This window comes from Streptomyces sp. NPDC052496 (assembly GCF_040679095.1).
Taxonomy (GTDB): domain Bacteria; phylum Actinomycetota; class Actinomycetes; order Streptomycetales; family Streptomycetaceae; genus Streptomyces.
The window spans coordinates 260,694-283,980 of record NZ_JBFAUH010000001.1 but is presented as its reverse complement, the minus strand read 5'-3'; the positions used below and the strand labels follow the sequence as shown (position 1 = coordinate 283,980).

Genomic DNA, 23,287 nt, shown 5'->3' with positions numbered 1-23,287 from the left:
GTCCCTGCCTGCTCCGACCGACCCCTGCCGATTCCAGCCGGTTCCGTCCGGCCCCTGCCGATTCCGGCCGATCCCAGCCTGCTCCGACCGATCCCTGCCGATCCCGGCCGGTTCCGTCCGGCCCCTGCCGATCCCGGCCGGTTCCATCCCGTTCCGCCCGGTCCCGGCCAGTCCCGCCCGGTCCCGGCCAGTCCCGCCCGGTCCGGCCAGCCCCGATCAGTCTTGACCAGCCCGCCCGGTCCGGCCAGCCCCGCCCGCTCCCAGCCAGTCCCGCCCGGCCAGCCCTCCGGCCCTCCCAGCCCTGCCCAATCCCAGCCAGTCCCGCCCGGCCAGTCCCCCCAATCCCGCCCGTCCGACCGGTGCGAGCCGGGCCGAAACCCCGGCCCGGTCACCCTCCGCTCAGTTGCCCCATTTCCGCAGCGTCTCCGTGGCGCTCGTCTTCAGCATCCCCGTGACCTGCTCGGTCGTCGGCGGCTTGGCCGAGCCGCTGCGGGAGGTGAAGCTCGACCAGGTGATCTGGTACGTCGCCCAGCCGTCGCGGACCCCGAGGATCACGTACGAGCCGTTGGTGTCGTCGGAGCGGCTGACCAGGTACGCCTCGTCACCGATGCCCGGCACCGAAGTGACCTTGTACGCGATCGAGCTGCGCTGGCTCCCGTACGCGCGGTAGCTGTCCGCGAACTCGGCCGTCGGGTCAGTCTTCTTGTGCAGGGTGGCGCTGCTGTAGACCCAGATCGACGAGTAGTCGTTGCTGCCCGCGTCGGACGCCTTCATCTCGGCGTTGCACCACATCGAGTCCAGCGCGCCCTGCTGGACGCCGCTGTACTGCGGGTTCTGCGTGTTGCTGCCGGAGGAGCCCGACGACGAGCTCCCGGCCGGTTTGATCTTGTAGTTCGCGCTCTCGAACGGCGTGAACGAGGTCACGTTGCACAGATCGGACGTGTACGAGTAGCCCGCCAGGTCGGGATCGGGCTGCGCGTCCCCGAAGGCACCGGCGGCGAAGAGGATCGCGCCGCCCATCGCCGACGCGGCGACCGCGCCGCCGAGCGCCCACAACCAGTGCTGCGTGCCCGCACCGCCGGCGCCCCCCGAACCCCCGGAGCCGCCGGCAGCGCCATCACCGGGGCCGTGCCCAGGGCCACCACCTGGGACGGGCCCAGGAGCGTACGGATTGTGCTGCGGCGCCCCGGGCCCGTACGGACCCAGACCCGGACCCGGTCCTGCCCCCAGCCCCGGACCCGGCCCTGCCCCCAGCCCCGGTCCCGGTCCCGGCTGGGACGGCAGGGGAGAGGGTGGCGGGGAGGGAGTGGGCGGGTGTGGCTGCGCATAGGGATTGTGCTGGTCCCCCGGAATCGACATGCGCGGCAGCGTAGCGGAACGGAACGGTCCCCATGGCCGTAACGGTGACCGGGGCCATACCCGTCCCGACGGCCCGCCCCGGCGCCCCCCCCCACACGACGACGGACCCCGCAGCACCCTGGGGAAGAGTGACCGCGAGGTCCGTCGTCTCAAGCTGTGTGTGCGCCGTACCCGCGTGGCGAACGCTGGCCGTGTGCGGCGCGGTGGTGCAACGGAAGGAGCGGAGAGAGGGGCCGCTGAGTCCTTACCGGCAGAGGTGGTACGTCAAGAACAGGTTCAGGCCTTGAGGGCCGCGACCTTCTTGGCCAGCGCCGACTTCTTGTTGGCGGCGGCGTTCTTGTGGATGACACCCTTGCTGACGGCCTTGTCCAGCTTCTTGGCGGCCTCGGCCTGGGCGGTGGCGGCCTTCTGCAGGTCACCGGCCTCCACGGCCTCACGGGTGCGACGGATGGCGGTACGCAGCGAGGACTTCACAGCCTTGTTGCGCTGCCGAGCCTTCTCGTTGGTCTTGATCCGCTTCATCTGGGACTTGATGTTCGCCACGAAAGAGCCTTTTCAGGTTCGTTGGAATTTCGAGTTGCGCCTCGTACGAGAGAGGGCACAAAGCGCAGTGGACCAGGCTACCAGCAGCCTCCTCGGCCTCCCAAACCGGACCAGGACCGCCGCGCATGGGACCATGGGGGGACGAAAAACAACCGAGTCCCGCCTACCCGCGTTCTCTGAATGGACCCTGCGTGCCCGCGACCCCTACGAACGTGCCGGAGCCGAGCCGTACCGACCCGGCTCTCATCCGTAACTTTTGCATCATCGCGCACATCGACCACGGCAAGTCCACGCTCGCCGACCGGATGCTCCAGCTCACCGGCGTCGTCGACCAGCGGCAGATGCGCGCGCAGTACCTCGACCGCATGGACATCGAGCGCGAGCGCGGCATCACGATCAAATCCCAGGCCGTCCGGCTGCCCTGGGCCCCGACCGACGAGGACGGCGGCGCGACCCGCATCCTCAACATGATCGACACCCCGGGCCACGTGGACTTCACGTACGAGGTCTCGCGCTCCCTCGCCGCGTGCGAGGGGTGCATCCTCCTCGTGGACGCCGCCCAGGGCATCGAGGCGCAGACCCTCGCCAACCTGTACCTGGCGATGGAGCACGACCTCCAGATCATCCCGGTGCTGAACAAGATCGACCTGCCGGCCGCGCAGCCCGAGAAGTTCGCGAAGGAGCTGGCCAACCTCGTCGGCTGCGAGCCCGAGGACGTGCTGAAGGTCTCCGCGAAGACCGGTGAGGGCGTCGCCGAGCTGCTCGACAAGGTGGTCCGTGACGTGCCGGCCCCGGTCGGCGTCAAGGACGCGCCGGCGCGCGCGATGATCTTCGACTCGGTGTACGACGCGTACCGCGGTGTCGTGACGTACGTGAAGGTCGTCGACGGCACGCTCAGCAGGCGCGAGCGGATCAAGATGATGTCCACCGGCGCCGCCCACGAGCTGCTGGAGATCGGCACGAACTCGCCCGAGATGACGGCCGCCGACGGCCTGTCCGTGGGCGAGGTCGGCTACCTGATCACCGGCGTGAAGGACGTCCGCCAGTCCAAGGTCGGCGACACCATCACCCAGCTCAACAAGGGTGCCGAGGAGCCGCTGGGCGGCTACAAGGACCCCAAGCCGATGGTCTTCTCCGGCCTGTACCCGCTCGACGGCTCCGACTACCCGGAGCTGCGCGACGCGCTGGACAAGCTCCAGCTCAACGACGCCGCGCTGGTCTACGAGCCGGAGACCTCCGCGGCCCTCGGCTTCGGCTTCCGCGTGGGCTTCCTGGGCCTGCTGCACCTGGAGGTCATCCGCGAGCGCCTGGAGCGCGAGTTCGGCCTCGACCTGATCGCCACCGCCCCCAACGTGATCTATCGCGTGAACATGGAGGACGGTACGGAGCACGAGGTCACCAACCCGAGCGAGTTCCCGACCGGCAAGATCGCCGAGGTGCACGAGCCGGTCGTACGGGCCACGATCCTGGCGCCCAGCGAGTTCATCGGCGCGATCATGGAGCTGTGCCAGAACCGCCGCGGCAACCTGCTCGGCATGGACTACCTCTCCGAGGACCGCGTCGAGATCCGCTACACCCTCCCGCTCGCCGAGGTCGTCTTCGACTTCTTCGACCAGCTGAAGTCCAAGACCCGCGGTTACGCCTCGCTGGACTACGAGCCCACCGGCGAGCAGATCGCCGACCTGGTCAAGGTCGACATCCTGCTGCACGGCGACCAGGTCGACGCGTTCTCCGCGATCTGCCACAAGGACAAGGCGTACGCGTACGGTGTCCGGCTGGTCTCCAAGCTGCGCGAGCTGATCCCGCGGCAGAGCTTCGAGGTGCCGGTCCAGGCCGCCATCGGCAGCCGGGTGATCGCCCGCGAGACGATCCGCGCCATCCGCAAGGACGTGCTCGCCAAGTGCTACGGCGGTGACATCTCCCGAAAGCGGAAGCTGCTGGAGAAGCAGAAGGAAGGCAAGAAGCGGATGAAGATGGTCGGCAGCGTGGAGGTCCCGCAGGAGGCCTTCATCGCCGTGCTGTCCTCCGACTCCGACGGCGATTCCAAGAGCAAGAAGTAGCCGGGCGGGAATCAGCCGCGTGAGCGGGCGGGCCGGGCAACCCGGGTTCCGGGCCCACCGGCTCCTGGCCCCCGGGTTCCGGGCCCCCGGGTTCCGGGCCCCCGGGTTCCGGGCCCCCGGGTTCCGGGCCCCCGGGTTCCGGGCCCCCGGCTCCGGGCCCGCCCCGACCCCGCACCTCCGCTCAGCCCCTGGCCGACCCCGGCCGGGGGCTGAGCGCTTCCCGGCGGCTCACCTCGGCCGGCCCCGTACGCATCCGCTCCGACGTCCGGTCGCGTACGCATCCGCTCGGACGTCCGGTCGCGTACGCATCCGCTCGGACGTCCGGCCGCGTACGCATCCGCTCGGACGTCCGGTCGCGTACGCATCCGCTCGGACGTCCGGCCCCGTACGCATCCGCTCGGACGTCCGGTGGCGTACGGCATCCGGGCGGTCGGCCGGGAAAACGGTGGTCAGGTGGTTTCCGGGATGCGGCGGGCGCCGTTGTCGTGGGTGGCAGCGGTGTTCCGGGCGGCCGAGGGGGCGTCCGGGCGGCATGAGTGCCGTGCCGCCGAGGAGGCCGCGCCGGAAAGGGATACGCATGAAGTACACCAGGGCCGCCGCGCTGCTGGCCGGGGCCGCGCTGTCCGTGGGCGTCGCCGCGCCCGCCGTCGCCGACGAGTCGGGGGCGCAGAAGTTCAAGAGCGGCGTCAGCGGGACGGTCGACGGTGCGCAGCGGGCCGTCACCACTGTCGGGGACGGCCTGAAGAAGCTGCACGGCACGATCAAGGGCGATGAGCGGGTCGGCCACATGATCGGCGACTCGGCCAGCTCGAACGCGCCCAACGCCGAGGGCATCGGCATCCAGTCCGCTTCCCTCCGCCGCTGATCCGCCGTCCGTCGCCCGCGCCCCGCCGGCGCCTTCCGGCCGCGCTGTCGACAGGCCGGAGTGGCCGGCGCACGGGCGGCGGCGCGCATCCGTATCACCCGATCGGCTTACGCCCGTACCCCACGATCGGCGTACGTCGCGATCGGCTCACGCCACGTACGGGCGTACCCACGATCGGCTCGCGCCACGTCCACGACCAGGGCCGTACGAGCTCCCGGGGCGTCCCGGGCAACCCGCGGCAGCCCTGCTCCCCACCAGCTCCGGCCGAAACATGCACCTGACACCCACCGGACTGGTCCCATCCTGAACCAGTCCGCCGCAGCCCCTTACGCCATGGCGCAACGCGCTCTAGTCTGATCACTGCTCGAAGGTTACTCGCGAGTCACCAGCAACGTAGCGGGCCCCGGAGGATGCCGTGACGGACACCCAGACGCTGATCGAGAACCGGCCACCTTCCGTGGCGTCCCTCTTCCTGGAGCGCGTCGCAGCCACCCCCGACCACGAGGCGTACCGCTACCCGGTGCCGCCCGCCGAGGGCCGGGGGCCGGACGACTGGAAGGTGCTGAGCTGGGCCGACGCCGCCCGGCGGGTGTACGCGGTGGCCGCCGGGCTGATGTCGCTGGGGGTGCGGCCCGAGGAGCGGGTGGCGCTCGCCGCCAGTACCCGCGTCGAGTGGATCCTCGCCGACCTCGGGGTGCTGTGTTCCGGCGCGGCCACCACGACCGTCTACCCCAGCACCAACGCGGACGAGACGGCGTTCATCCTCGCCGACTCCGGCAGCCGGGTGCTGATCGCCGAGGACGCGGGCCAGCTCGCCAAGGCCCGGGAGAAGCGCGCCGGCCTGCCGGAACTGGCCCATGTCGTGGTGATCGACGAGGCGGCCGCGCAGTCCGCCGAGGGCGACCCGGAGGACTGGGTGCTCTCCCTGGCCGAGCTGGAGCGGCGCGGCGCCGCCCACCTGGAGAAGAACCCGGACTGCGTGCAGGAGCAGGTCGCGGCGTTGCGTGCGGACCAGCTCGCGACCCTGATCTACACCTCGGGCACCACCGGCCGCCCCAAGGGCGTACGGCTGCCGCACGACTGCTGGTCGTACATGGCACGGGCCATCCAGGCGACCGGCCTGGTCACCGAGGACGATGTGCAGTACCTCTGGCTGCCGCTGGCGCACGTCTTCGGGAAGGTACTGACCGCCGGGCAGATCTCCGTCGGGCACGTCATCGCGGTGGACGGCCGGGTCGACAAGATCATTGAGAATCTGCCGGTGGTCCAGCCGACCTACATGGCGGCCGTGCCGCGGATCTTCGAGAAGGTCTACAACGGAGTCGTGTCCAAGGCCCGGGAGGGCGGCGCCGCCAAGTACAAGATCTTCCAGTGGGCGGCGGGCGTGGCACGGGAGTACGCCAAGACCTCACAGGAGAACTTCCGCCGCACCGGCAACGCCTCCGTCCCCTTCGCGCTCAGCGCCAAGCACAAGATCGCCGACACGCTCGTGTACGCCAAGCTGCGCGAGGCGTTCGGCGGCCGGCTGCGCGCCGCGGTCTCCGGCTCCGCCGCCCTCGCCCCCGAGATCGGCTTCTTCTTCGCCGGCGCCGGCATCCACATCCTGGAGGGGTACGGCCTCACCGAGTCCAGCGCGGCCAGCTTCGTCAACCCCGGCGAGGCGTACCGCACCGGCACGGTCGGCAAGCCGCTGCCCGGCACGGAGGTGCGGATCGCCGAGGACGGCGAGGTGCTGCTGCGCGGTCCCGGCATCATGGAGGGCTACCACGGGCTGCCGGAGAAGACGGCCGAGGTGCTGGAGTCGGACGGCTGGTTCCACACCGGTGACATCGGCGAGCTGTCCCCGGACGGCTATCTGCGCATCACCGACCGCAAGAAGGACCTGATCAAGACCTCCGGCGGTAAGTACATCGCACCGGCCGAGGTCGAGGGGCAGTTCAAGGCGGTCTGCCCGTTCGTCTCCAACGTGCTGGTGCACGGCGCCAACCGGAACTTCTGTACGGCGCTGATCGCGCTCGACGAGCCGACGATCATGGGCTGGGCCGCCGAACACGGCCTCCAGGGCGCGACGTACGCCGAGGTCGTGGGCGCGGCGCAGACCCGCGAGCTGATCGAGGGGTACGTGGAGCGGGTCAACGAGGGGCTCCAGCGCTGGCAGCAGATCCGCAAGTTCCGGCTGCTGCCGCGGGATCTGGACGTCGAGCACGGCGAGGTGACGCCCAGCCTCAAGGTCAAGCGGCCGGTGGTGGAACGGGCCTTCAAGGACCTGCTGGAGGAGATGTACGAGGGCGCCCGGGAGGCGTGACGGGGGCGCCCGGGAGGGCGTGACGGGGACGCCCGGGGCGCGTGACGGAGGCGCCCGGAGGCACGGCGGGGCCGCTCGGACCGAGCCCGCCCCGGCTCTGCGCCCCGGTTCCGCGCCCCGGCTCCGAGCGGTGCGGCCACCGGCACTCACCGATGGCCGCACCGCCCGGAGTCGGCTCGTTCACGGAACCCACCCACCGCCTGGAGCGACCCCCCGCACAGCCGCACAGCCGCACAGCCGCACAGTCCCCGCCCCGGAAACTTCCTAGGCGGATCCGTCCCTGCCTGCCGCTCCGCCGGTCCTACCGCTCCCGGCGCAGCGCCCGCACCGACTCGCCCATGCGGGCCACGCTCTCGCTCAATTCGCGTTCGCCGGGTTCTGAGCTGCCGGAAAGGCGGCGTTCGATCTCGGAGATACGGTCCGCCAACTCGCCCATCCGGGCGTGGTCCTGCTTTATGAGTCGGCGCAACTGCCGGTTCTTGCGGTGCAGGTCGAGAAAGACGTTGACCTTGGCGCGGAGCACCCACGGGTCGAAGGGTTTGGTGAGATAGTCCGCGGCGCCGGTGGAATAGCCGCGGAAGGCGAATCCGGAGTCACTGTCCGTCCCGGTCAGGAAAATGATCGGGATGTCCTTCGTCTGGTCGAGGCGTTTGATGTTGGAGGCGGTCTCGAAGCCGTCCATGCCGGGCATGAGAATGTCCAGCAGGACGACCGCGAATTCCTGCCGCAGCAGCGCCTTCATCGCCTCCTCACCGGAGCGGGCCCGGACGAGCGGCTCGCCGAGCGAGCCCAGGACCGCTTCGAGCGCGGCGAGGTTGTCCTCCATGTCGTCGACGAGAAGGATGCCCGCCCGGTCGTCGGTTCCGGCGCCGGCGCCGGTATCGGGTGCATGGGTCATGATGGGCCTTCGGTGCCTGGGGACCTCGAAGAGGTCGCGTCGGGGTCTTGCTTGCCTGATTCACCGCCCGGGGCCGGGGTGCCGGAGCCGTGCCGGGACAGGAGGTCGACGGCAACGGCCAGCAGGCGGTCCACGTCGACGGGTTTGGGAACGTATTCGTTGGCTCCGCTCTCCAGGGATTTCTCACGGTCGCCGGGCATCGCTTTCGCGGTGAGAACGATGACGGGAAGATCGGCGAAGCGCGGCGTACGCCGGATCGCGCGAATGGTTTCGTAACCGTCCATCTCCGGCATCATGATGTCCATCAGCACCAGGTTGACACCGGGATTCTTCTCCAGCATCTCGATGCCCTCCCGGCCGTGTTCGGCATAGAGCACCCGCATGCCGACCCGGCTCAGCACATTCGTGAGCGCGAAGACATTGCGGATGTCGTCGTCGACGACCAGGACCTGGCAGCCGGACAGCAGCGGCCCCGACGGCCCGCTCACCCAGTCCTCCAGCCGGGTGGTGGTCGGCCACGGCGCCTCGTCGCGCGGGGCGGGCGGCCCCGAGCGCGGGTGGTGCCGCGGGGTCTTCGCCAGTTGCAGCGCGCCGTCCGCGCGCTGTTCGCCGCTCTCCAGCGGCTCGGGGGCGTACCCGGGGCAGTCGATGGGGACGTGCAGGGTGAAGACGCTGCCGACGCCGGGGCGGCTGCTCGCGGTGATCCGGCCGCCGAGCAGCCCCGCGATCTCCCGGCTGATCGACAGGCCCAGGCCCGTACCGCCGTACTTGCGGTTGGTGGTGCCGTCCGCCTGCTGGAACGCCTCGAAGATCACCGGCAGCTTCTCCGGCGCGATGCCGATGCCGGTGTCCGTGACGGTGAAGGCGATCGAGCCGTCGCCGGTACGGTCCACCCGCAGGTCGATCTTGCCGGCGGCGGTGAACTTCACCGCGTTGGACAGCAGGTTGCGCAGCACCTGCTGGAGGCGCTGCTCGTCGGAGAACAGCTCCTTGGGGACGTTCTCGCTCACCGACACCTCGAAGGCCAGTCCCCGGTCCAGGGTCATCGGCCGGAACGTGTCGTGGACGTAGTTGAGCAGCTTGATCAGCGGCAGCCGCTTGGGCCGTACGTCCATCCGGCCCGCTTCGATCTTGGAGAGGTCGAGGATGTCGTTGATGAGCTGGAGCAGGTCGGACCCGGACCGGTGGATCGTGATCGCGAACTGCACCTCCTGCTCGTTCAGGTGCCCGTCCGGATTGTCGGCGAGCAGCCGGGCGAGGATGAGCAGCGAGTTCAGCGGATTGCGCAGCTCGTGCGACATGTTCGCGAGGAACTCGGACTTGTACTGGGACGAGCTGGCCAGCAGCGCGGCCTTCTCCTCCAGCTCCTCGTTCGAACGCTGCAGCTCCGCCTGGCGCCGCTGGAGCTCGTCGGTGCGTTCCTGGAGCTGGCGGGCCAGCCGCTGCGACTCGCCGAGCAGCGACTCCGTACGGGAATTCGCGACGATGGTGTTGATGGCCACGCCGATGGTGTTCACGAACTGGTCGAAGAAGGCCAGGTGCACGTCGGAGAAGCGGGAGAAGGACGCCAGCTCGATGACGCCCAGCGTCTGGTCCTCGAACAGCACCGGGATGATGACGACGGTCGCCGGGTTGGCCTCGCCCAGCCCAGAATTGATCTTGATGTAGTCCGGTGGCGCGTCCTCCACCAGGATGCGCTTCTTCTCCAGGGCGGCCTGGCGCACCAGGCCGTGGTCCATGGAGCCGGGCGTGTCGATCGTGGTGTCCAGGGACGAGCCGTACCCGGCGATGAAGGCCAGCTGCATGTCGTCGCGGTCGCTGTCGGCCAGGAAGAACGCCCCGTACTGGGCGTTCACCAGCGGTGTCAGCTCCCGCAGGATCAGATCGGCGACCTCCATCAGGTCCCGGTGGCCCTGCATCAGACCCGCCAGCCGGGCCAGGTTCGACTCCAGCCAGTCCTTGGCGCGGGTGGTCTCGCGGAGGTTGGAGACCATCAGGTTGATGTTGTCGCGCAGCTCGGCGACCTCGCCCTGGGTCTCAACCGTGACGTTACGGGTCATGTCGCCGGCCGCCACCGCGGAGGCCACCTCGGCGATGGCCCGCACCTGGGTGGTGAGGTTCGACGCCAGCTCGTTGACGTTCGTCGTCAGCCGCTTCCAGGTGCCGTACACGCCCTCGACCCGCGCCTGGCCGCCCAGCCGGCCCTCGCTGCCCACCTCGCGGGCCACACGGGTGACCTCGGACGCGAACGACGACAGGGTGTCGACCATCGTGTTGAGCGTGGTCTTCAGCTCCAGGATCTCGCCCCGCGCGTCCACGTCGATCTTCTTCGACAGGTCGCCCTGCGCGACCGCGGTGGCCACCAGCGCGATGTTGCGCACCTGCGTGGTCAGGTTGGACGCCATGAAGTTGACGTTGTCCGTCAGGTCCTTCCACACCCCGGAGGCGCCCCGGACCTGCGCCCGGCCGCCGAGGTTGCCTTCCGTGCCGACCTCGCGGGCCACCCGCGTGACCTCGTCGGCGAACGCCCGCAGCTGCTCCACCATCGAGTTGACGGTGTCCTTCAGCTCCAGGATTTCGCCGCGCGCGTCGACCGTGATCTTCTTCGACAGGTCGCCGTCCGCCACCGCCGTGGTCACCTGGGCGATGTTGCGTACCTGGGAGGTGAGATTGGACGCCATGAAGTTGACGTTGTCGGTGAGGTCCTTCCACACGCCCGAGGCGCCGCGCACCTGCGCCTGACCGCCGAGATTGCCTTCGGTGCCGACCTCGCGGGCGACGCGGGTGACCTCGTCGGCGAAGGCGGAGAGCTGGTCGACCATCGTGTTGATCGTCGACTTCACCTCCAGGATCTCGCCCTTCGCCTCGACGGTGATCTTCCGGCCCAGGTCGCCCTCCGCGACCGCCGTCGCCACCAGGGCGATGTTGCGCACCTGGGAGGTGAGGTTGTCGGCCATGAAGTTGACGTTGTCGGTGAGGTCCTTCCAGACGCCCGACACGCCGCGTACGTGCGCCCGGCCGCCGAGCCGCCCCTCCGTACCGACCTCGCGGGCGACGCGGGTGACCTCGTCGGCGAAGGCGGAGAGCTGGTCGACCATCGTGTTGACGGTCAGCTTCAGCTGGAGGATCTCGCCGCGCGCGTCGACCGTGATCTTCTGGCTCAGGTCGCCGTTCGCCACCGCCGTCGTGACCTGGGCGATGTTGCGTACCTGGCTGGTCAGGTTGGACGCCATGAAGTTGACGTTGTCGGTGAGGTCCTTCCAGACGCCCGACACACCGCGCACCTGGGCCCGGCCGCCCAGCTGCCCTTCGGTGCCGACCTCGCGGGCCACCCGCGTGACCTCGTCGGCGAAGGCGGAGAGCTGGTCGACCATCGTGTTGACGGTCAGCTTCAGCTCCAGCAGCTCGCCCGCCGCCTCGACCGTCACCTGCCGGGTCAGGTCACCGCGCGCCACCGCCGTCGTCACCAGCGCGATGTCCCGGACCTGGGCGGTCAGCCGGGCCGCCATGGTGTTGACCGCCTCGGTCACATCGCGCCAGCTCCCGGACAGCCCCGCCACCTTGGCGCGCCCGCCGAGCCGGCCTTCCGTACCGGATTCGCGGGCCACCCGGGTCACCTCGCCGGTGAACAGCGACAGCTGGTCCACCATGCGGTTCACCGCCCGGCCCAGGCGCCGGCGGTCACCACGCAGCGGGCGGTTGCCGTCGTGCAGGTCCACCCGGAGGGTCAGATCCCCGCCCGCCACGGCGTCCAGCACCTGGGTGGCCTGGGTGGTGGGGATGACCAGGGCGTCGATGATGGCGTTGGCGGCCTGTACGGAGGTGGCCCAGGTGCCGGGCCCCGGGCTGGCGGACATCCGCTCGTCCAGCCGGCCCTGGCGGACGACTTCCGACCGCAGGCGTAACAGCTCGTCGGCCAGGTGCTGGTTACGGGAAGCTATCTGGTTGAAGACCGCGGACAGTTCGGCCAGCAGCCCTTCCTGCGCCACCGGCAGTCGCGTACGGAAGTCTCCGGCCGCCATCGACGTCAAGGCGGTCAGAAGCGGTCTGAGATCGGCGGCGCGCACGGCATCACCGCCCGGCTCAAGGGACACTCGGGGCACTGCCGAATCGACCGCCATGTCTCCCCACTTCAGTAACTCGGTGCTTATGGGTGCGCTCAGTCTGTCACTCTGGGAGTGGCGTATTCGGCGCTATTGCGGAACTGCTCGGGAGTTGCTCAATGAGGACGACAACTTCGTCAGACAGGGACACCCCGGACCGGGGTGCCGCGGTGGCCCGGGCGGCGTCCCGCCCCGGCCGCGGCAGCCCCGACGGGCCTCCCGAGGAGCCTTCCGGCGGACTTTCCGAAGGGGGCAGGCCGGTGGATTCCGGTACGGAGGCGGCCACGGACGCGGCCGGAGTGACGGCTGCGACCGCGGGGGAGGAGGGTGCGGAGGCGAAGAAATCGGCCACTGGGGCGGGTGGGGCCGAGGGCGCGGTCTCCGCGCCCGTAGCAGCCGTGGAACCGGCAGCACCCGTGACACGCGCAGGATCGGTAGGACCGGTAGCACCGGTAGCACCGGTAGGACCGGTGGAAGCTGCCGACCTGCCGTCCAGACAGGTTCCCGGTCGCGCTACCGAGCCGGCACCCGCTGCGACCGTCTCCGAGCCGGCACCCGCTGCGACCGTCTCCGAGCCGGCACCTGCCGCCTCCGTCTCCGCCGGGCCCGCACCTGCCGTCCCCGTCTCCGCCGGGCCGGCACCCGCCGCCCCCATTCCCAGCGAGCAGGACAGCGTCCGCCGGTCCAGCCTCCCCGGCAATCCACGCGCCGCTGCGGCCGCGCGCCAGTTCGTACGGGCGGTCCTGGCCGACTGGCTGACCCGGTCGCTGCCCGGCGCGGACGCCATCGGCGACCGCCTCGCCGACGAGGCGGTCCTGCTGGTCAGCGAGCTGGTCACCAACGTCGTGGTACACGCGGGAACGACCGTGGAACTGCTGTGCCGCCTGGAGACGGAGGGGACGGCGGCCACGGAAGCGCCGGAAACCACGGAGACGGCGGAGGCTCCCGGGGCGACGGACGCCACGGTCACAGCCGCGGGTACGAGTACGGGTACCGGCACGGAAGCGGCCGCGCACACGAAAGCGGCCCCCGCCGCCGACGCCGACCCCGCCCCCGTCGCCAACGCCGACCCCGCCCTCGTCGCCAACGCCGCCCCCGACGCCGGAGCCGACGCAGCCCCCGCCACGAACACCCCCCGCACCGCCATCGTCATCGAAGTGTCCGACCACCACCCCGCACGCGCCGTACGGGCCCGCCAGTCGGCGACCCCGAACGAGAGCAGGGGCCACGGCCTGCAACTGGTCGGCGCGGTCGCCGAGTCCTGGGGCATCACGTACCGGCGCGACCTGAAGACCGTGTGGTTCCGGCTCCTGGCCGGCGCACAGCACCGCGGCTACGGGCCGCCGGCCCGGTTCTCCCACCACGACCTGGAGCTGCAGCGCGGCCTGCGCGCCGCCGAACTGCTCGCCCCCGCGCCCGCCCGGCGCTCCCCGGCACGGCGGACCGACGCGGACTGGATCAACCACGGCGCCCTGTCCTTCCTCGCGGAGGCGTCCGACCTGCTGTCCGGACAGCTCGACGAGGAACAGGTGGCGCTGCTCGCCGCCCAGCTGGTCGTACCGCGCCTCGCCGACTGGTGCGCGGTCTGGCTGCACGACGACGGCCGGGAGGGGGCCGGCGGCGAGGCTCCGCGGCTCGCCCGCGTCTGGCACTCCAACGAGAGCCGGATCGACGCCCTGCGCATGGCCCTGGAGAAGGACCCGCCGGCGGTCCCGGTGCCCGGCCCGCAGCGGGACGGAGCCGGGTCGGCGGTGCCCTGGCCCTGGCCGCAGGAGCCGAGCGGGTACGGGCCCGGCGGCGCGGCACTGGCCTGCCGGCTGGTGGCCGGCGGCCGCGACCACGGCACGCTGCTGATCGGGCGGGCCGGGCTGATGCGCTTTCCCGACGAGGTGGTGGGCCTCATAGAGGATCTGACCCGCCGGGTCGCCCGCGCCCTGGCCACGGCCCGCGCGTACCGCAACCAGGAGCGGATCAGCCAGGTGCTGCAGCGCCGCCTGCTGCCCAGGGGGCGGCCCACCGTACCGGGCCTGGAGTCCTCCGTGGTGTACGAGCCGCGCGAGGGCGCCTGGGCCGGAGGCGACTTCTGGGACCTGTTCGACGCCGGGAACGGGCGCTGGTGCTTCGCCCTCGGGGACGTGTGCGGCAGCGGTCCGGAAGCCGCGGCGGTCACCGGCCTGGCCCGCCCCGTACTGCGGCTGCTGGCCCGTGACGGGTTCGGTGTCGGTGAGGTGCTGGACCGGCTCAACAAGACCATGGCGCGCGAGGCCGCCGACTCGGTGGCCGCCGTGACGGCGGCGGTCGCGGCGGCCGGCAGCGGTCTGGACCCATCCCTCGAACTGCGCGCCGAGGGCGAGCAGACCCGTTTCCTCTCCCTCCTGTACGGCGAGATCGTGCCGCACGCCGACGGCACGGCGGGTGCCCGGTGCACCCTGGCCAGCGCCGGGCACCCGCTGCCGCTGGTCCTCGGTACGGACGGTGCGGTACGGATCGCCGCCGTGCCGCAGATGCTGGTGGGCGTGGTGGAGGACACGTCGTACGAGTCCGAGTCCTTCGAGCTGGCCCCCGGCGAGACACTGCTGTGCGTCACGGACGGGGTGACGGAGCGGCGCTCGGGCCACCACCAGTTCGACGACGATGACGGCCTGGCCCACCACCTCGCCGCCTGCACCGGCCTGGGAGCCACCGCGGTCGCCGAGCACATCCGGCGCGCGGTGCACGAGTTCGCGGACACGCCGCCGGACGACGACCTGGCGCTGCTGGTGCTCCAGGCGACGGGGGAGCGGTAGCGGACGGGGCCCGCCCGGGCTCCCCGCCCGATGCCGGACAATGGAAGACATGCCTTCCGCACTCCCCGACGGTGAGCCCATGCCCGAAGACGGGGCGCTGCCCGGTCACGCCCTGGCCGGCGCGGGCGCCCGCCCGCTCGGGTTCTACCTGCACGTGCCGTACTGCGCGACGCGCTGCGGCTACTGCGACTTCAACACGTACACGGCCACCGAGCTGCGCGGCTCCGGCGGCGCGCTCGCCTCGCGGGAGAACTACGCGGACACCGTCGCCGAGGAGATCCGGCTCGCCCGCAAGGTGCTCGGCGACGACCCCCGGCCGGTCGATACGGTCTTCGTCGGCGGCGGCACGCCGACGCTCCTCCCGGCCGCCGATCTCGGGCGGATGCTCGGCGCGATCCGGGACGAGTTCGGGCTGGCGGAGGGCGCGGAGGTCACCACCGAGGCCAACCCGGAGTCCGTCGACCCGCGCTACCTCGCCGCACTCCGGGAGGCCGGGTTCAACCGGGTCTCCTTCGGCATGCAGAGCGCCCGGCAGCACGTCCTGAAGATCCTGGACCGTACGCACACGCCGGGCCGCTCCGAAGCGTGCGTCGCCGAAGCGCGCGCGGCGGGCTTCGAGCACGTCAACCTCGATCTGATCTACGGCACGCCCGGCGAGTCCGACGACGACTGGCGCGCCACGCTGGACGCGGCGCTCGGCGCGGCGCCCGACCACGTCTCCGCGTACGCGCTGATCGTCGAGGAGGGCACCCAGCTGGCCCGCCGGATCCGGCGCGGCGAGGTGCCGATGACCGACGACGACGTGCACGCGGACCGCTACCTGATCACGGAGGAGGCGATGTCCGCGGCGGGCTTCCAGTGGTACGAGGTCTCCAACTGGGCCACCTCGGACGCGGCCCGCTGCCGCCACAACGAGCTGTACTGGACCGGCGCGGACTGGTGGGGCGCGGGCCCCGGCGCGCACAGCCACGTCGGCGGTGTCCGCTGGTGGAACGTGAAGCACCCGGGCGCGTACGCGCAGGCCCTCGGCGAGGGCCGGTCCCCGGGCGCGGGCCGCGAACGCCTCTCCGACGAGGACCGCCGCGTCGAACGCATCCTCCTGGAACTGCGCCTCGCCGCCGGCTGCCCCCTGGACATCCTCGCCCCGGCCGGCGCGAAGGCCGCCGCCCGCGCCCTGTCCGACGGCCTCCTGCAACCCGGCCCGTACGAGCAGGGCCGCGCCGTCCTGACCCTGCGGGGGCGGCTGCTGGCGGACGCGGTGGTGCGGGATCTGGTGGACTGATCACTCGGTGGGGTGAAGGGCGGGCGTAGCTGCGGCCGGCCCTCTGGTGCGTCCCTAGGCTGCGCTCGACGTACGTGGGGATGCGGAGGGGCGCGCGATGGGCGGCGTGGACGGTCGGGCGACCAACGACGTGGTCGGGTCTTCCGGCGGCTGGATGTTCCGGAGGGGTGCAGGAAGGAACTCCTCTGGGGCGAGATCCTGATTTCGCCAGGGCCTGACCGCGCCCATGACGACATCGTCGCGTCCGTGGCGGATCAGATCCCGTACGCGTGCCGGCGCCGGCAGCGGACGCCGGGCGTCCCGTCCGTGCGGGTGGGGAGCGAGCCGCAGCCATCGCTCCCCCGCCCCCTTGTCGCCTTCTTCGAGGGACTTGAGGTTCCCGAGGGATACAAGGCGGAGCTTCTGCGGGGAGAGATCATGCTGTCGGGCGGGACGGCCGAAGAGGTGAGCGAGCCTCAGCCGGACCTGGTGGTCCTGGAGCGCGGTGCCGGCCCCGCGTCCGGGCGGCTCATGCCGTCCGAGGCGGTCGCGATGCTCGTCGAGGTCGTCTCCCGGATCAGCATCGACCGCGACTACCGCGTCAAGCGCAACATCTACGCCGCTGGCGGGATCCCCGCCTACCTGATCATCGATCCCACCGTGGCGCGGTGTGTCCTGCTCACGGAGCCCACCGGCGCCGGTGACGACGCCGATTACGCGGTGCAGCGCACCACCAAGTTCGGCGCTCCCATGCCGCTGGACCTCCTCGGTGTCCAGTTGAGCACCACCGCATTCCAGCCCCTCCCCGACACCGGGCGGCGGCCCAGGCCCCACTCCCGCCCGTGACCGAGCCGATCAGGCATCCGTGACGAAGTCGATCAGCTCCTCCACCCGCCCCAGCAGCGCCGGTTCCAGGTCCTTGTAGGAGTGGACCGAGCCGAGGATCCGCTGCCACGCGGCGCCCGTGTTCTCCGGCCAGCGCAGCGCCCGGCACACGCCCGTCTTCCAGTCCTGGCCGCGGGGGACGGACGGCCAGGCGGGGATGCCGACCGAGGACGGTTTCACGGCTTCCCACACGTCGATGTACGGGTGGCCGACGATCAGGACGTCCGGGTCCGTGACCGAGGCCGCGATGCGGGACTCCTTCGAGCCGGGGACGAGGTGGTCGACCAGGACGCCGAGGCGGGCGTCGGGGCCGGGGGAGAAGGAGCGGACGATGGCGGGGAGGTCGTCGATGCCTTCGAGGAATTCCACGACGACGCCTTCGATGCGCAGGTCGTCGCCCCAGACACGTTCGACCAGCTCGGCGTCGTGGCGCCCCTCCACGTAGATGCGCCCGGCGCGGGCGACCCGCGCGCGGGCGCCGGGGACGGCCAGGGAGCCGGACGCCGTACGGGCCGGGCCGCGTGCGGCGGGGCGGGCGGCGGGCCGTACGAGGGTGACGGGCTTGCCGTCCAGGAGGAAGCCGCGCGGAATCATCGGGAAGACCCGGTGCTTGCCGAAGCGGTCTTCGAGGGTGACGGTCGGGCCCTCGGCGGTCTTCTCGCAGCGGACGACCGCGCCGCAGAACCCGGTCACGGCCTCCTCGACCACCAGGTCCGGCTCCGCCGCGACCTCGGGTGCCGGCTGCTGCTTCTTCCACGGCGGGGTGAGGTCCGGGCCGTACTGTCTGCTGCGCATCCGACAGACGATAGGAAGGGATGGCCGGTCAGTGCCGCGACACGCCGAAGCGACGGCTCAGCGCGTCGCGTTGCTCACGGACGAATCGGGCATCCACGACAGCGCCGTGCCCGGGTACGTACACCGCGTCCTCCCCGCCGAGGGCCAGCAGCCGGTCCAGCGCGGCGGGCCACTGCCCGGGGATCGCGTCCGGACCGGCCTGCGGCTCGCCGGACTCCTCGACCAGGTCACCGCAGAAGACGACCGCGGGGGAGCCGTGCGCGCCGGGGGCCAGGACCACCAGGTCGTGCGCGGTGTGGCCGGGACCGATGTTGGCGAGCAGGACCTGCCGGTCGCCGAGGTCGACGGTGCGTTCGCCGGAGACCAGGTGGTGCGGGCGGACGAGGAGGTCGGCGGCCTCCGCGGCGGCGTCCGGGTCCACGCCGTACGCCACCGCGTCGCGCCGCAGGTCGTCCTGGGCGCGCGGCAGGTACTCGTCCAGGCCGGCCGCGCCGAACACCTCGACGCCGGCGAAGGCCGCGGTGCCCAGCACATGGTCGAAGTGGGGGTGGGTCAGCGCGACGTGTGTCACGTTGCGTCCCGTGATGTCGCGCAGCTGCCGGCGCAGCTCGGCACCGTCCCGGATCGTCGCGCCGGTGTCGACGACCAGCACGCCGGCCGAGCCGACGACGGCGCCCGCCGTCTCGTCCCAGCCGGGCATCCGGCGGCGCCCGACGCCCGCGCCGAGCTCTTCCCACCCGGCCTCTTCCCAAGTCGTACGCATACCGAGACGCTAGCCGTGTCGCGATAGCGTTGCCCGCCGGGCCGGGCGCGTTCCGGGTGCCCGCCGTGCCCGCGGTACGCCTTTCGCGGGAGCGTGGCGCACGTCTCCGGTACCGCCGCCCTTGCCCTGCCCAGGTGACCCGGCCGTACACTTGGTCAGGGTCTGGCACTCGGACCTGATGAGTGCCAGGGAAGACGACCCGGAAGAACCCGGCCGCGCGCCGGTGACACGGCCGGACTGGAGGTGTGCGCGATGCTCAGTGAACGCAGACTCGAAGTGCTGCGCGCCATCGTCCAGGACTATGTCGGGACCGAGGAGCCGGTCGGCTCCAAGGCGCTGACCCAGCGGCACCAGCTCGGTGTCTCCCCCGCCACGGTCCGCAACGACATGGCAGCGCTGGAGGACGAGGGCTTCATCGCCCAGCCGCACACGAGCGCCGGGCGCATCCCGACGGACAAGGGCTACCGCCTCTTCGTCGACAAGCTGGCCGGCGTCAAGCCGCTGTCCAGCCCCGAGCGGCGCGCCATCCAGAACTTCCTGGACGGCGCCGTCGACCTGGACGACGTCGTGGGCCGTACGGTACGGCTGCTGGCGCAGCTGACGCGGCAGGTCGCCGTCGTGCAGTACCCGTCGCTGACCCGGTCCACGGTGCGGCACGTGGAGCTGCTGTCGCTGGCGCCGGCCCGGCTGATGCTGGTCCTGATCACCGACACCGGCCGGGTCGAGCAGCGCATGGTGGACTGCCCGGCGCCGTTCGGCGAGACCTCCTTGGCGGACCTGCGGGCGCGGCTGAACAGCCGCGTGGTGGGGCGGCGGTTCGCGGACGTGCCGCAGCTCGTGCAGGATCTCCCGGAGTCCTTCGAGCAGGAGGACCGGGGCACGGTCTCGACAGTGCTGTCGGTGTTGCTGGAGACTCTGGTGGAGGAGACCGAGGAGCGGCTGATGATCGGCGGTACCGCCAATCTCACGCGCTTCGGGCACGATTTCCCACTGACCATCCGGCCGGTGCTGGAGGCCCTGGAGGAGCAGGTGGTGCTCCTCAAACTGCTCGGGGAGGCCAAGGACTCCGGCATGACCGTACGCATCGGGCATGAGAATGCCCATGAGGGCCTGACGTCCACATCGGTCGTCGCGGTCGGCTACGGTTCGGGCGACGAGGCAGTCGCCAAACTCGGCGTGGTCGGACCGACCCGCATGGACTACCCCGGAACGATGGGAGCGGTACGCGCAGTGGCACGTTACGTCGGACAGATCCTCGCGGAGTCGTAAGTGGCCACGGACTATTACGCGGTCCTGGGTGTACGGCGCGACGCCTCGCAGGACGAGATCAAGAAGGCTTTCCGGCGGCTGGCGCGCGAGCTGCACCCGGATGTGAACCCGGATCCGAAGACCCAGGAGCGGTTCAAGGAGATCAACGCCGCTTACGAGGTGCTCTCGGACCCGCAGAAGAAGCAGGTCTACGACCTCGGCGGCGACCCCCTCTCGCAGGCGGGTGGCGGCGGCGGGGCCGGCGGCTTCGGCGCGGGCTTCGGCAACTTCTCCGACATCATGGACGCGTTCTTCGGCACGGCGTCGCAGCGCGGACCGCGGTCCCGCACGCGGCGCGGCCAGGACGCGATGATCCGGCTGGACGTCGAGCTGGACGAGGCGGCCTTCGGCACCACCAAGGACATCCAGGTGGACACCGCCGTCGTCTGCACGACCTGTTCGGGTGAGGGCGCGGCGCCGGGCACCTCGGCGCAGACCTGTGACATGTGCCGCGGCCGCGGTGAGGTCTCGCAGGTCACCCGGTCCTTCCTGGGCCAGGTCATGACCTCGCGGCCGTGCCCGCAGTGCCAGGGTTTCGGTACGGTCGTGCCGACCCCGTGCCCGGAGTGCGCCGGTGACGGCCGGATCCGCTCGCGCCGTACGCTCACGGTCAAGATCCCGGCCGGTGTGGACAACGGCACGCGCATCCAGCTCGCGGGCGAGGGCGAGGTCGGCCCCGGCGGCGGCCCGGCCGGCGACCTGTACGTCGAGATCCACGAACTGTCGCACCCGACGTTCCAGCGGCGCGGCGACGACCTGCACTGCACGGTCACGATCCCGATGACGGCGGCGGCGCTGGGCACCAAGTGCCCGCTGGAGACGCTGGACGGCGTGGAGGAGATCGACATCCGGCCCGGCACCCAGTCCGGCCAGTCGATCCCGCTGCACGGCCGCGGCGTCACCCACCTGCGCGGCAACGGGCGCGGCGACCTCATCGTGCACGTCGAGGTCATCACGCCCTCGAAGCTGGACGCGGAGCAGGAGGAGCTGCTGCGCCGCCTGGCGAAGCTGCGCGGCGAGGAACGCCCGCAGGGGCAGTTCCAGCCGGGGCAGCAGGGGCTGTTCTCGCGGTTGAAGGATGCGTTCAACGGCCGGTAGGCGTGTGGTCCTGCCGGGGGTCCGGGGGTTGTCCCCCGGGTGGGCGGGGTCAGCTGGGGCAGCAGGGGCTGTTCTCGCGGTTGAAGGATGCGTTCAACGGGCGCTGACTCTTACGAGGACCTGGTGAACGGCGGTCGGGCGGTTGCCCGGCCGCTGTTCCTCGTCTGCCCCTGGTGACCCGGGCGCCTGCCCGAAGTGCCCCCGATCGCCGGACGTGGTTGATCTTGGTGGGTCCGAGGCCGGTTCGGGCCCCCGGGTGCGGCGTGACACGATGTGGTCATGCCCACAGCGCTGACCGATCTCTGCCGCTATCCGATCGCGCAGGCCCCCATGGCCGGCGGCGTCGCCCGGCCGGAACTGGCCGCTGCCGTCTGCGGAGCCGGCGGGCTCGGTTTCCTGGCCGCCGGGTACAAGACCGCGGACGGCATGTACCAGGAGATCAAGCAGCTGCGCGGGCTCACCGACCGTCCCTTCGGCGTCAATCTCTTCATGCCGCAGCCGTCGCTCTCCGACAACGCGGCCGTCGAGGTCTACCGCGAGCAGCTCGCGGGCGAGTCGGCCTGGTACGAGACCCCGCTGGACGACATCGACCCGTACGGCGGCGTCGACGACGGGTACGAGGCCAAGCTCGCCATCCTGCGCGAGGACCCGGTGCCGGTCGTCTCGTTCCACTTCGGGTGTCCGTCCCGCGCCGTGCTCGACGGGTTCGCCAAGGTCGGTACGTACACGATCGTCACCGCCACCACGGCGGCCGAGGCGCAGGCCGCGCAGTGGTCCGGCGCCGACGCGGTGTGCGTACAGGGCATCGAGGCCGGCGGCCACCAGGGCACCCACCGCGACGACCCGCAGGCCGACGGCACCGGCGCCGGGATCGGGCTGCTCTCGCTGATCGCGCAGGTGCGCGAGGCCGTGCAGATACCGATCATCGCGGCGGGCGGCCTGATGCGCGGCTCGCAGATCGCCGCGGTGCTGGCGGCGGGCGCGGCGATGGCGCAGCTCGGTACGGCGTTCTTGGTCACCCCGGAATCGGGCGCCGACCCGCTGCACAAGCAGGCGATGACCAACCCGCTGTTCACGCGCACCGAGCTGACCCGGGCCTTCTCCGGGCGTCCGGCCCGCGGCCTGGTGAACCGTTTCCTGCGCGAGCACGGCCCGTACGCCCCGGCCGCCTACCCGGCCGTGCACCACCTCACCTCGGGCCTGCGCAAGGCCGCCGCCAGGACCGGCGACGCGCAGGGCATGGCCCTGTGGGCGGGGCAGGGGCATCGCATGGCGAGGCAGCTCCCGGCCGCGCAGCTGGTCGAGGTGCTGATGGCCGAACTGGACGCGGCGTGCGCCGGGACGGCACCGGGGGACGTACACGGGCCCGGCCTGCCGGGCGGTTTTCCGACCGGGCAGGAGCTCCCGGGTGAGCTGGGAGGTGCGCTGTGACGGCGCCGGTGTTTCTGGTCGAGAGTGTCCCGGGCGCGGGGGAGACCGTGCTGGACGGGCCCGAGGGCCGGCACGCGGTCTCCGTACGGCGGCTGCGCGCCGGCGAACCCGTGGTGCTGACGGACGGGCGCGGCAGCGGCGCGGTGGGTGTGGTGCGGGCCGCCGAGGGCAAGGACCGGCTCGTCGTCGAGGTGACCGGTACGCAGACCGAGCCGGAACCGGCGCCGCGCATCACCGTCGTCCAGGCGCTTCCCAAGGGCGACCGCGGCGAACTGGCCGTGGAGACCATGACGGAGACCGGCGTGGACGCCATCGTGCCGTGGGCCGCGTCCCGGTGCATCACGCAGTGGAAGGGCGAGCGGGCCGCGAAGTCCCTCGCCAAGTGGCGCAACACCGCCCGTGAGGCGGGCAAGCAGGCGCGCCGGCTGCGCTTTCCGGAGGTCACCGACCTGATGTCGACGAAGCAGGTCGCGGCGCTCCTCGCGGAGGCGGACTTCGCCGCCGTACTGCACGAGGACCGCGACGCGGGAAGCGCCCCGCTGGCCTCCGTCGCACTGCCGTCGAGCGGGCGGATCGTCCTCGTGGTGGGGCCCGAAGGGGGCGTGGCGCCGGAGGAGTTGGCGGCGTTCGAGGAGGCGGGCGCCAAGGCGTACCGGCTCGGGTGGAGTGTGCTGCGCACGTCGACGGCGGGTACGGCGGCCACGGCGCTGCTGCTGGGCCGAACCGGGCGCTGGAGCTGACACAGCGACAGTGAGCAGCAGCAGCAACAGCAACATCGACAGCAGCAGGAGCGACGGCGGGGCCGCGGCGTACGTGACGCCGCGGCC

Annotated in this window: 16 protein-coding genes; 10 read left to right on the top strand and 6 right to left on the bottom strand. The window is 71.6% G+C overall.

The genetic code is table 11. The annotated features are described in order from the left end of the window. Window positions 1–399: 399 nt before the first annotated feature. Window positions 400–1,056: a hypothetical protein gene (locus tag AB0L45_RS01375; RefSeq protein WP_365834883.1), complete on the bottom strand. Its 657-nt coding sequence runs from the start codon at window positions 1,054–1,056 to the stop codon at window positions 400–402. Between the two features lie 579 nt (window positions 1,057–1,635). Continuing rightward, window positions 1,636–1,902: a 30S ribosomal protein S20 gene (rpsT, locus tag AB0L45_RS01370; RefSeq protein ID WP_030023016.1), complete on the bottom strand. Its 267-nt coding sequence runs from the start codon at window positions 1,900–1,902 to the stop codon at window positions 1,636–1,638. Between the two features lie 191 nt (window positions 1,903–2,093). Between rpsT and lepA the strand changes: the two genes are divergently transcribed. The 3 genes from lepA to AB0L45_RS01355 all read left to right on the top strand — a co-directional run bounded on the left by lepA (window position 2,094) and on the right by AB0L45_RS01355 (window position 7,132). Further along, the gene (gene lepA / locus AB0L45_RS01365) at window positions 2,094–3,962 is read left to right on the top strand and encodes a translation elongation factor 4 (RefSeq protein ID WP_365834880.1); all 1,869 of its coding nucleotides are present in this window, start codon (window positions 2,094–2,096) and stop codon (window positions 3,960–3,962) included. A gap of 577 nt (window positions 3,963–4,539) precedes the next feature. Beyond that, window positions 4,540–4,827 (top strand): hypothetical protein, encoded by a 288-nt coding sequence (locus AB0L45_RS01360; protein ID WP_365834878.1) that lies wholly within the window; start codon window positions 4,540–4,542, stop codon window positions 4,825–4,827. Window positions 4,828–5,242: 415 nt separating this feature from the next. Next, window positions 5,243–7,132 carry an AMP-binding protein gene (locus AB0L45_RS01355; RefSeq protein ID WP_365834876.1) on the top strand — a complete coding sequence of 630 codons (1,890 nt, stop codon included), beginning with the start codon at window positions 5,243–5,245 and terminating at the stop codon, window positions 7,130–7,132. Between the two features lie 301 nt (window positions 7,133–7,433). Here the strand turns inward: AB0L45_RS01355 and AB0L45_RS01350 are convergent, their stop codons facing one another. Next, window positions 7,434–8,030 carry a response regulator gene (locus AB0L45_RS01350; RefSeq protein WP_365834874.1) on the bottom strand — a complete coding sequence of 199 codons (597 nt, stop codon included), beginning with the start codon at window positions 8,028–8,030 and terminating at the stop codon, window positions 7,434–7,436. Then, window positions 8,027–12,052 carry a HAMP domain-containing protein gene (locus tag AB0L45_RS01345; RefSeq protein WP_365834872.1) on the bottom strand — a complete coding sequence of 1,342 codons (4,026 nt, stop codon included), beginning with the start codon at window positions 12,050–12,052 and terminating at the stop codon, window positions 8,027–8,029. Before AB0L45_RS01345 ends, AB0L45_RS01350 begins: the two co-directional genes overlap by 4 nt. A 734-nt stretch (window positions 12,053–12,786) precedes the next feature. On the opposite strand from AB0L45_RS01345, the gene AB0L45_RS01340 reads away from it, so the two are divergent. From AB0L45_RS01340 to AB0L45_RS01330, 3 genes are all read left to right on the top strand, one after another. Further along, window positions 12,787–14,919, top strand: a complete 2,133-nt coding sequence (locus AB0L45_RS01340) for a SpoIIE family protein phosphatase (protein WP_365835605.1) — start codon at window positions 12,787–12,789, stop codon at window positions 14,917–14,919. Window positions 14,920–14,968: 49 nt separating this feature from the next. Then, window positions 14,969–16,201 (top strand): radical SAM family heme chaperone HemW, encoded by a 1,233-nt coding sequence (gene hemW, locus AB0L45_RS01335; protein WP_365834870.1) that lies wholly within the window; start codon window positions 14,969–14,971, stop codon window positions 16,199–16,201. 312 nt (window positions 16,202–16,513) lie between these two features. Continuing rightward, window positions 16,514–17,026 (top strand): Uma2 family endonuclease, encoded by a 513-nt coding sequence (locus AB0L45_RS01330; RefSeq protein WP_365835603.1) that lies wholly within the window; start codon window positions 16,514–16,516, stop codon window positions 17,024–17,026. A 9-nt stretch (window positions 17,027–17,035) separates the two neighbouring features. Here AB0L45_RS01330 and AB0L45_RS01325 read toward each other — a convergent pair whose 3' ends face one another. After that, window positions 17,036–17,860, bottom strand: a complete 825-nt coding sequence (locus AB0L45_RS01325; RefSeq protein WP_365834868.1) for a DUF3097 domain-containing protein — start codon at window positions 17,858–17,860, stop codon at window positions 17,036–17,038. A 28-nt stretch (window positions 17,861–17,888) separates the two neighbouring features. Continuing rightward, window positions 17,889–18,623, bottom strand: a complete 735-nt coding sequence (locus AB0L45_RS01320) for an MBL fold metallo-hydrolase (protein ID WP_365834866.1) — start codon at window positions 18,621–18,623, stop codon at window positions 17,889–17,891. 252 nt (window positions 18,624–18,875) lie between these two features. On the opposite strand from AB0L45_RS01320, the gene hrcA reads away from it, so the two are divergent. The 4 genes from hrcA to AB0L45_RS01300 all read left to right on the top strand — a co-directional run bounded on the left by hrcA (window position 18,876) and on the right by AB0L45_RS01300 (window position 23,200). After that, complete coding sequence (hrcA, locus tag AB0L45_RS01315; RefSeq protein ID WP_365834864.1) at window positions 18,876–19,892, top strand: heat-inducible transcriptional repressor HrcA; 1,017 nt, start codon at window positions 18,876–18,878, stop codon at window positions 19,890–19,892. Next, on the top strand, window positions 19,893–21,029 hold the full coding sequence (gene dnaJ / locus AB0L45_RS01310; protein ID WP_365834862.1) for a molecular chaperone DnaJ: 1,137 nt from the start codon (window positions 19,893–19,895) through the stop codon (window positions 21,027–21,029). It abuts the gene before it with no gap. A gap of 279 nt (window positions 21,030–21,308) precedes the next feature. After that, window positions 21,309–22,460, top strand: coding sequence for a nitronate monooxygenase (locus AB0L45_RS01305; RefSeq protein ID WP_365834860.1), 1,152 nt, complete (start codon window positions 21,309–21,311; stop codon window positions 22,458–22,460). Then, window positions 22,457–23,200: a 16S rRNA (uracil(1498)-N(3))-methyltransferase gene (locus tag AB0L45_RS01300; protein ID WP_365834858.1), complete on the top strand. Its 744-nt coding sequence runs from the start codon at window positions 22,457–22,459 to the stop codon at window positions 23,198–23,200. The genes AB0L45_RS01305 and AB0L45_RS01300 overlap by 4 nt, the downstream gene beginning before the upstream one ends. The last annotated feature ends 87 nt before the right edge of the window (window positions 23,201–23,287 follow it).